The organism is Kosakonia oryziphila (genome assembly GCF_900094795.1).
Classification (GTDB): Bacteria; Pseudomonadota; Gammaproteobacteria; order Enterobacterales; family Enterobacteriaceae; genus Kosakonia; species Kosakonia oryziphila.
The window spans coordinates 21,520-30,180 of sequence record NZ_FMBC01000055.1; the positions used below are offsets into that span (position 1 = coordinate 21,520).

General features: G+C 54.9%; 7 protein-coding genes. 6 read left to right on the plus strand and 1 reads right to left on the minus strand.

Going from position 1 to position 8,661, the window contains the following annotated elements; all coding sequences use genetic code 11:
• Positions 1 to 99 precede the first annotated feature (99 nt).
• From GA0061070_RS20600 to GA0061070_RS20615, 4 genes are read left to right on the plus strand one after another with little or no spacing between them, the layout of a single operon-like run.
• Positions 100 to 2,022: a type VI secretion system Vgr family protein gene (locus GA0061070_RS20600; protein WP_090137960.1), complete on the plus strand. Its 1,923-nt coding sequence runs from the start codon at positions 100 to 102 to the stop codon at positions 2,020 to 2,022.
• Positions 2,022 to 2,435, plus strand: coding sequence for a DcrB-related protein (locus GA0061070_RS20605; RefSeq protein WP_090137962.1), 414 nt, complete (start codon positions 2,022 to 2,024; stop codon positions 2,433 to 2,435). The genes GA0061070_RS20600 and GA0061070_RS20605 overlap by 1 nt, the downstream gene beginning before the upstream one ends.
• A 3-nt stretch (positions 2,436 to 2,438) precedes the next feature.
• A complete protein-coding gene (locus GA0061070_RS20610) occupies positions 2,439 to 6,917 on the plus strand; it encodes an RHS repeat-associated core domain-containing protein (RefSeq protein ID WP_244153178.1) in 4,479 nt (1,492 codons plus the stop codon).
• 4 nt (positions 6,918 to 6,921) lie between these two features.
• A complete protein-coding gene (locus GA0061070_RS20615) occupies positions 6,922 to 7,380 on the plus strand; it encodes a hypothetical protein (RefSeq protein ID WP_090137964.1) in 459 nt (152 codons plus the stop codon).
• Positions 7,381 to 7,447: 67 nt separating this feature from the next.
• On the opposite strand, the gene GA0061070_RS20620 is transcribed toward GA0061070_RS20615, so the two are convergent.
• The gene (locus GA0061070_RS20620; RefSeq protein ID WP_090137966.1) at positions 7,448 to 7,672 is read right to left on the minus strand and encodes a SymE family type I addiction module toxin; all 225 of its coding nucleotides are present in this window, start codon (positions 7,670 to 7,672) and stop codon (positions 7,448 to 7,450) included.
• A 289-nt stretch (positions 7,673 to 7,961) separates the two neighbouring features.
• Here GA0061070_RS20620 and GA0061070_RS20625 point away from each other — a divergent pair, with 289 nt between their 5' ends.
• Positions 7,962 to 8,387 carry a tetratricopeptide repeat protein gene (locus tag GA0061070_RS20625; RefSeq protein WP_090137968.1) on the plus strand — a complete coding sequence of 142 codons (426 nt, stop codon included), beginning with the start codon at positions 7,962 to 7,964 and terminating at the stop codon, positions 8,385 to 8,387.
• Positions 8,388 to 8,409: 22 nt separating this feature from the next.
• Positions 8,410 to 8,661: transposase (locus GA0061070_RS20630; RefSeq protein ID WP_139109805.1), on the plus strand; the 252-nt coding region annotated here is incomplete at its 3' end.

The following is an 8,661-nucleotide window of genomic DNA, read 5'->3' on the forward strand; positions in this document are numbered from 1 at the left end:
ATTCACAGAAACTGTGCGGTAGCGTGTCAATTACTCCGTAACGTTAAACTTACAGGCGAGGCCCGGAGCGGCTTGCGTCGTTATGTCAGGAACCGATTTATGAGCAATCGTATTACTGTTCAGTTGCCCGTCGAAGGACTGCTTTTCTGGAAATTTTCGGGTCGTGAGGCGTTATCTGAGGCGTTTGCATTCAATCTGCAACTGCTGGGAACCGACGCGCGCATGGATCGCAGCCAGTTGCTTGGCAAAGCGGTCACCGTTACCGTGCCCACGCAATCGCTTTCCGGCTCCCGTTACCTCAACGGCAAAATTACCCGCGTGGCAGTTAGCGCGGTGGAACTGAGCGGGACGCGCTATGCCGTCTATCAGCTTACCGTCGAGCCGGATCTGTGGCCAATGAAACGCGACCGTAACCTGCGCATCTTCCAGGGGCAGACGGTGCCGCAAATCGTCAAAACCCTGCTTGGCGAATACCAGGTCAATCTGGAAGATAAGCTGAGCGGCAGTTACCGTGTCTGGGAATATTGCGTGCAGTACCAGGAGAGCAGCTTCGATTTCATCAGCCGCCTGATGGAGCTGGAAGGAATTGCTTACCACTTTACGCATCAAGCAGACAAACACACGCTGGTACTGACTGACGCTGCCACGCAACATCAACCGTTCAGCGGCTATGAAATCATTCCTTATCACCAGACGCCGTCCGGCGGCAGCACCGACGAAGAAGGCATCAGCCAGTGGGCGCTGGAAGACAGCGTCACGCCGGGCATTTACAGCCTTGACGATTATGATTTCCGCAAGCCTAACGCATGGCTGTTCCAGGCGCGGCAAAACCCTTCGTCGCCACAGCCGGGCAGCATTGACGTTTACGACTGGCCGGGGCGTTTTGTCGAACATGGTCATGGCGAGTTTTATGCCCGTATCCGCCAGGAACGCTGGCAGGTTGAACATCAGCAAATCGAAGGCACCGCCACGGCGATTGGCATCGTGCCGGGTAGCACTTTCCAGTTGACCAATGCTGCGTTTTTCAATGATAACGGCGAATACCTGGTGACCGCCGCGCGCTACAATTTTGAAGAGAACCGTTATGCCAGCGGTGCGGATAGCCAGACGGTACACCGCATTGATTTCAGCGTCATTCCCTCCTCTGTGGTTTTCCGCCCCGCGCAGCAAACCGCCTGGCCGCGAACTTATGGCCCGCAAACCGCGCGCGTCGTCGGGCCGCAAGGCGAAAGCATCTGGACGGACAAATATGGCCGGGTAAAAGTGAAGTTTCACTGGGATCGGCTGGCGAAGGGCGATGACACCAGCTCCTGCTGGGTGCGGGTTTCCAGCGCCTGGGCAGGGCAGGGCTTTGGTGGCGTACAAATCCCACGCGTCGGCGATGAAGTGGTTATCGACTTTATCAATGGCGATCCGGACAGGCCGATCATCACCGGGCGCGTCTATAACGAAGCCAGCATGCCGCCGTGGGTACTGCCTGCGGCCGCGACGCAAATGGGCTTCCTCAGCCGCTCGAAAGATGGCTCGGTCGATAACGCCAACGCCCTGCGCTTTGAAGATAAAGCCGGGGAAGAGCAAGTTTGGCTTCAGGCCGAGCGCAATCTTGATACCAACGTCAAAAACGACGAAACCCACACTGTCGGCGGTTCGCAGACCGTTAACGTGACGCGGGATTACACCGGTGCAGTGGCGGGAACGCACACCCAGGCCACGCAACTGGCGCATGAACAACTGGTCGGCGGCGGCTTTACCCAAAAAGTGCAGGGCGCGCTGGTACAGGCTTCTGACAGTGGCATCATGCTGGTGGCGGGGAAATCGGTGCTGACGCTCGGCGCGAACGGTACGGTCTCGCTGCAATGTCTGAATTTCAGCATCGATGCGCTGAGCAATGGTGAAATCAACACTGGCGGAACGCTGGATCTGAATATTACGCGGCCAGAGAGCCTGCCGACTGTTGAGCCGACACCGGAACAAATTCAGGCCGCGGTAAAAGCCGCATTCAATCAAGGGACGGATAAATAATGGCGACTTTTACACACTCTGAAGGCGTGCTGGCGCTGCCGGGCGCATATCAGGACCACAGCATCAACGTGCTGAAATTCAAAGAGCAGGGCGCAACGCTTGTCATCACCCGCGCATGGGATATCAAATCTGGCGAAGAAGAGAACTTCCTCCAGCAGCAGTTGGCGAAAGTGAAGCGCAGCATGAAAAAAGTGGTGCTGGGCGAGGTGCAGGATAGCGACATCGGCGGGCTGCCTGCCCGTGAAGTCGCGCTGCGTTTTGAAAATCAGCATGTCACGGTGTATGAAAAACTCGCCGTCGCCCGCGTGGAAGATCACCTGATGGTGTTCACACTCAGCCGTGTCGCCCCGTTTGATGCCGACGCAGAGGCGTTCTGGACGGCGGTAAAAAGCGGTGTGCAGCCGGGGGCGTAACGGATGACGGATTACCTTGCAGCGCGCATTGATGACCCCCTGATCCATAGCTCCGCACTGGCGGATTTTGTCGGTGGGTTAGTGGAAGGGGCGATTGTCGCCGCAATCTTTATTGCCGCAACCACGCCAATCGGTATCGTCGTCGCTGGTGTGGCGGTGGCTGGTTTGATGTTCAGCGGCGCGCTGGAGAGCGTGGGTAATGCAGCGGGAAAACTCGTCGATAGCCTGATAGACCCTGGGCCTCCCGATGCACAGATCGTCACTGGCTCGGACAACGTGTGGATCATGGGCAAAAAGGCAGCGCGTGCTGCTGGCACCGTCGATCGTGATTACCTTAACGCGACTGCTTCTGCGGACGAGAGTAGCTTCGACTGGGCCGGGTTCGGCATGATGGCGCTGGCAGGCGTCGCCGCAACGCTGAAAACGGCGCTGATGCCGGGTGAAGCGTTGATGGCTATTGCTGAACGCGCCAGCAAACTGACCCTTGACGATGTCAAACAGTGGGGCAAAAACACCTGGGATGACCTGACGCAGCCGCTGGTGGAGAGCGCCAGCCCGTATGCGTCCCCCGCGCCGCACGATAACGTGGCCTGCAAAAAAGGCCATATGGTCACCAGCAGCAACTTTGTCGCCCAGGGTTCAAAAGCGGTGCTGATCAACAACCAGCCTGCTGCCCGCAATGGTCACCTCAGCACCTGCGAAGCGGAAATCAAAGTCAGCGAAAACCCTCGCGTACGTATCGGTGGCGACACCATTACCGTGCGCGATATCCACAGCGGTAAAAACCAACTGGCTTACCTCGCGGGTAACCTGCTGGGCAGCGCGGTTGTGGCGATTCTCCCATCGCTTATCAAGATGGGCTGTAACCGGCTGATCGTGAACCGCCTGATGCGGGAAATTATCTGTCCGCTTGGTGCTTATGTCGCCTCGGCAGGCGTCATGCCGGTACTGGCGGCGGCAGTAAACACCGTGCATCCGGTCAATATCCTTACCGGCGCGAAAATCCTCAGCAAAGAAGAGGATCTCGATTTCGTGTTGCCGGACAGAATGCCGCTCTACTGGCAGCGTATTTACCACAGCCGCAATCTGGCGACCGGCATGCTCGGCATCGGCTGGATGCTGCCGTTTGAAACGCGCCTTTATCGGCAGGCGGATAACCAGCTGATCTTTCTTGATATGACTGGCCGCGAGCTGGGCATGGGAAATGTGCAGTCGGGCGACATGATCGATTATCAGGAAGATGGCATTAAGCTGTTCTGTAGCCCGAACGGGGCGATGGTCATTCAGCAAAATGACGGCGAGCACCAATTGTACGAGCCGGATCCGACACACCCTGGCGAGTGGCGCATTCAGCGCATTTATGACCGCCATGAAAATGTACAGCACTTTAACTGGAACGAGCACGGGCAACTGGTGCGTATCTCTGGCGATAACGAGGCGCTGGATGTTGAGCTGGAGTATGACGCGCTTTCCGGGCGCCTGTGCGCGGTTTATCAGGTGTACGATGGCGCGCGCCATCTGCTGGTTTCTTACCGTTTCAACGAACAGGGGCAACTGATCGCCGTCACCGACGCCGACGGCATCGTCACCCGTCAGTTCGGCTGGGATCAGGCCAGCGAAATGATGGCCTGGCACGCCTATGCCACCGGGTTGAAAGTGCAGTACCAGTGGCGGCCCGACGCCAACTCGCGGCACTGGCGCGTTGAGGCGTATCAGGTGCTTGACGATCGGGGCGAAGTGCTGGAGCGCTGGCGCATCGATGCCGATGAAACACAGCGTCGCGCGCGCGTCAGCAACGACGAAGGTGTATCAAGCGAACATCACTGGGATGAACTGTTTCGCATCACCGCTTATACCGATCCACATGGCGGCAACTGGCAATTCCGCTGGGCGGGCAACTCTGAGCAACTGCTGGCAATGGTGCAGCCGGACGGCGCAAGCTGGGAATATGCATGGGATGCGCGTGGCAATCTGACCATGGAACGCGATCCGCTGGACCGTACGACGCTAACCAGTTGGCATCCGCTGTACGCCTTCCCGTTGAAAGAAGTGCTGCCCGATGGCGCAATCTGGCAGTACGAATATAACGTTGCGGGCGACGTGGTGAAGCTGACCGACCCGGAAGGCGGCGTAACGCGCTTTGAGTGGAATGTGCAGGGCGATCTGCTACAGCGTATTGATGCGCTGGAGAACAGCCACCGCTTTTGGTGGGACGCGCTTGGCCAGCTTATCCGCGAAGAGGATTGTTCCGGCTACCAGAGCCGCAGCCAGTACGATGCTTCCGGCAAACTGATTAGCACCACTGATCCGCTCGGCAACAGCGAGCGTTACATCTGGAGCCCGGCAGGCCGTCTGCAAACCTGGATCCGCGCAGACGGGCGTGAAACCCTGTTCAGCTACAACCGCGCCGGGCTGCTGTGCGGGCAGAACATTGATGGTCTGCTGGAGCGTAAAGTGACGCTCAACGCGCGTGGTCAGGTGATTGAGGCTATCGATCCTGCCGGGCAGGCCACGCGTTTTCGCTTTAACCGCGCGGGCCGCCTGGTGACGCTGACCAACGCCAACAACCAACAATGGCGCTTTGACTATACGCCGGGCGGCTTGCTGACCCGCCAGCACGATTATGCCGGGCGGCAGACGGAGTATCAGTACAACGCCATGCAGCAGGTGGCGACGCTGGTGCGTCATCCCGCCAGCGGTAGTGGCTTGTCACCGCTGGTGACGAATTATGAGTACGATGCGATCGGGCGCATGGTGGCACGGGAAACCGAGCAGTATCGCACCGAGTATCGCTACAACGCTCTGAGCACTGAAATTCACCGTTTTCCTTACAGTGCGTGGCGGCAGGCAATGATCGACCAGCGCGAGCCGGAGAGTGGCGAAGTGGTGGTTTTCCGCCGCAATAAACTCGGCGATCTGGTGGGTGAAGATAACCATTCTGGCGCGTATCTGCATCAGTACGACGCGTTAAGCAACCTCAGCGCCACCACCTTCCCGGACGGGCGGCAGTTGCAGTATCTGCGCTACGGTACCGGACATCTGCTGGAGATGCAGCTTGCCATTGGCGGTAATACGCTGCCGGTTGCCAGCTACCAGCGCGACAAACTGCACCGCGAAACCCGTCGCACTACGGGTGCGGGGGAGCTGGAAACGCACTATGACATCGCCGGACGCATCAGCCAGCGGCGCTGTGTTGATAATGTGCGCCAGCGGCTGGTATTTGAGCGCCGCTACCAGTGGGATCGGGCCGATCAAATCGTCCGCCAGATGTACACCGATGGTGCGCCGCCTACGCCTGCGGATAAATATCGGCAGTCGCTTTGGGGATACGATGCAGCAGGACGCATGACGCAGAGCATTCAGCCTTCCGGGGAGGAGCGTTTCTGGTATGACGCGGCAGATAACCGTACAACGGCCGATTTGCCGCCGATCTGGGACAACCTGCTAAAACGCCTCGACGGCGTGCGCCGTGAATATGACGACTTCGGGCGCATGACGGAACGCCACGACACGCATCGCGGCATCGTGCAGCGCTTCAGTTATGACGATGAGCAGCGCATCAGCCAGGTCGTCATCGAAGGCAACGCGGAGTTCAGCAAAGCGGAATACCGTTACGACGCGCTGGGCCGCCGCACGGAGAAACAGGTGTGGCGACGCCACAGCCGCACGCCGGAGCGCACGCAGTACGCATGGTCCGGGCTGCAAATGGTTGGTGAAACCTGCGACCGCGACCCGAAAGCCGCCGTGCAGTATATCTACACGGAAAACAGCTACGAGCCGCTGGCGCGCGTAGACAGCCAGCAGCAGTACGCGGAAATTTACTGGTATCACAGCGAAATCAATGGTCTGCCACAATCGGTCACCGACAGTAACGGCGATATCGTCTGGCGCGGCGCGTTCAGCGCATGGGGACGCACCGAGCGGGAAAACGATGCACTGAGGTGGGACACCCCGCAGAACCTGCGCTTCCAGGGCCAGTACCTCGACCGCGAAACCGGGCTGCACTACAACACGTTCCGCTACTACGACCCGACCGGCGGCTGCTACACCCAGATGGACCCAATAGGGTTACTGGGTGGGCTTAATACGTATACCTATGTGGTTGACCCGCTGGTGTGGGTGGATCCGCTGGGATTAAAGTGTTGGAGTGCAGCTAAAAAGGATTACTGGAAGGATGTTGCAAAGAGTGAGTTAAAAAATCCTTCAGGAATATATTCTCCAAGGAATATAGCGGAAATGGCTCGGGGTAATGCTCCTAAGATAACTGCAAAAGTTAGAATAAATAAAACTGGAGCCACAGAGACTAGAGATATTCCTTATGAATTACATCATACCAATATCCCTCAGCGAGTTGGTGGTCCTAATGTCCACAATAATAGTAATCTGTCTGAGGTTGATCCTTGGCAACACGCAGATATGGATCCCTATAGGTACCCGGGGATGGAGCTATTAGAAATAATTAAAGGTGTAAACTCATGGTGATTTTATGAATCAAGAATATATTGTTTTCAGTTCTGTATTATCTGATGTGGCAGAAAAGAACTACGCTGCTGGCGTGGCTCATGAAGAGGCTGGGCAATTTGTAAATAAAATATTCAGTCTTTACAAGGAATCAGGATTACCTACTCCTAATATTGATTGGATAGATAAAGTACCCGCAAATGTAAATAAGTGGATAAAAACTGTTCTTGGTAACGAGTTTCACTATATGAAAGAACCACCGATTTGGCTGCATGATGCAAGTTGGCGGTTCATCAATGAAGAACCTATGATATTTATATCTCAGGTTGAATTTATTGATAATGAAGTGATGGAAAATAAATTATCCACTGATGATGTTTTATATACATTTGCGGGAAGAAAAAAAACAAATGATGGTTGGGAATTAATTATAAAAATGGTCAAGCAGAGTAAGACATCTGTTGGTACGACTTATATTTACTGAATAAAAAACCGGAAGTGATCTGAACGATCCTTCCGGCTATTTTTTACCTGCTGTTTCGTTCAAGGCGTCAAAGATTAATCTCCGTCTCAATAATCAGCCTGCCACGCTCAACCGTCACCGTTATTGGCATCCCGGTCATAAATCCCGATTCTTCCAGCCAGCGGCCTTTAAGGTTAATCGCGGACGGCGGGTTGGGTCTGCCGTTATGCGGGGCGTATCCCACTGTGTAGTAACGTTCTGTTTTGGTTGCTTTATTAACGGTGACGCCTGACTTAGAATGTGCCTTAGCCATAGTCAACTCCTTGTTAGTTGCTTGTGGTGAGCGGCGTGGGTAAGGTGTGAACTCATCTGCGCCGCGTTACTTGTCCGTCAGTTATGCGCCTGAGCTATCGTGCTGGCGAATCGGTTAGTGCACGAGATATTCGGCCGGACGCAGGAGAGCTACCGGGAGCGACTGCTGCCGTTTGTGGCGTGGTGTGAAGACAGAGGACTGAACCACGCGTCGAAGGTGTTCTCTTCCACTTGGGCGGGTGTATTTACCTCCGGTCGTATCCCCATGGTGAATATCAGGAATAGCCGCAATGCCAGGTCTTAATCCATTGATTATTAGTAAAATTAATGAGGCTAATAACCTTTACAAAGATGGTGATATTGATGGAGCAGTGAAAAGCTATATTACAATTCTGGATGAATTAGATGAAGCTCCAGGTGGACGTTATAAGAGCACTGAGGCTCGCCTAATTGTCATGAGCTTGTATAAAATCTATTTTTCTCGCGAAGATTTCTTATTGGCGAAAAAATGGGCTGAAGAGGCGTTCAAATTTGATGTGCCTGAGAGAGCTACATCTGAATTGATAAACCTGGGCGCTGCACATCTGAAGTTGGGTGAGTTCAATGAGGCTTACGAATGTTTTCTGAAAGCATACGAAAAAGGTAATCAACGAGCATTCAGGGAGGAAGACCCTGTGAATCGCCACGGGTTTAACAGACACCTCAGAGTCATTTAAGATGACTTAAAGAGAGGTGCCCATGAGCGGTAAACGTTATCCCGAAGAGTTTAAAATTGAAGCAGTCAAACAGGTTATTGATCGCGGTCACTCTGTTTCCAGCGTTGCAACACGTCTCGATATCACCACCCACAGCCTTTACGCCTGGATAAAGAAGTACGGTCCGGACTCATCCACTAACAAAGAACAGTCAGATGCTCAGGCCGAGATCCGCCGACTCCAGAAGGAGTTGAAGCGGGTTACTGACGAACGGGACATATTAAAAAAAGCCGCG

Coding starts and splice junctions, on each gene's coding strand:
- GA0061070_RS20620 (WP_090137966.1), bottom strand. CDS start 7,672: ATGGCTAAGGCACATTCTAAGTCAGGCGTCACCGTTAATAAAGCAACC.
- GA0061070_RS20605 (WP_090137962.1), top strand. CDS start 2,022: ATGGCGACTTTTACACACTCTGAAGGCGTGCTGGCGCTGCCGGGCGCA.
- GA0061070_RS20600 (WP_090137960.1), top strand. CDS start 100: ATGAGCAATCGTATTACTGTTCAGTTGCCCGTCGAAGGACTGCTTTTC.
- GA0061070_RS20610 (WP_244153178.1), top strand. CDS start 2,439: ATGACGGATTACCTTGCAGCGCGCATTGATGACCCCCTGATCCATAGC.
- GA0061070_RS20615 (WP_090137964.1), top strand. CDS start 6,922: ATGAATCAAGAATATATTGTTTTCAGTTCTGTATTATCTGATGTGGCA.
- GA0061070_RS20625 (WP_090137968.1), top strand. CDS start 7,962: ATGCCAGGTCTTAATCCATTGATTATTAGTAAAATTAATGAGGCTAAT.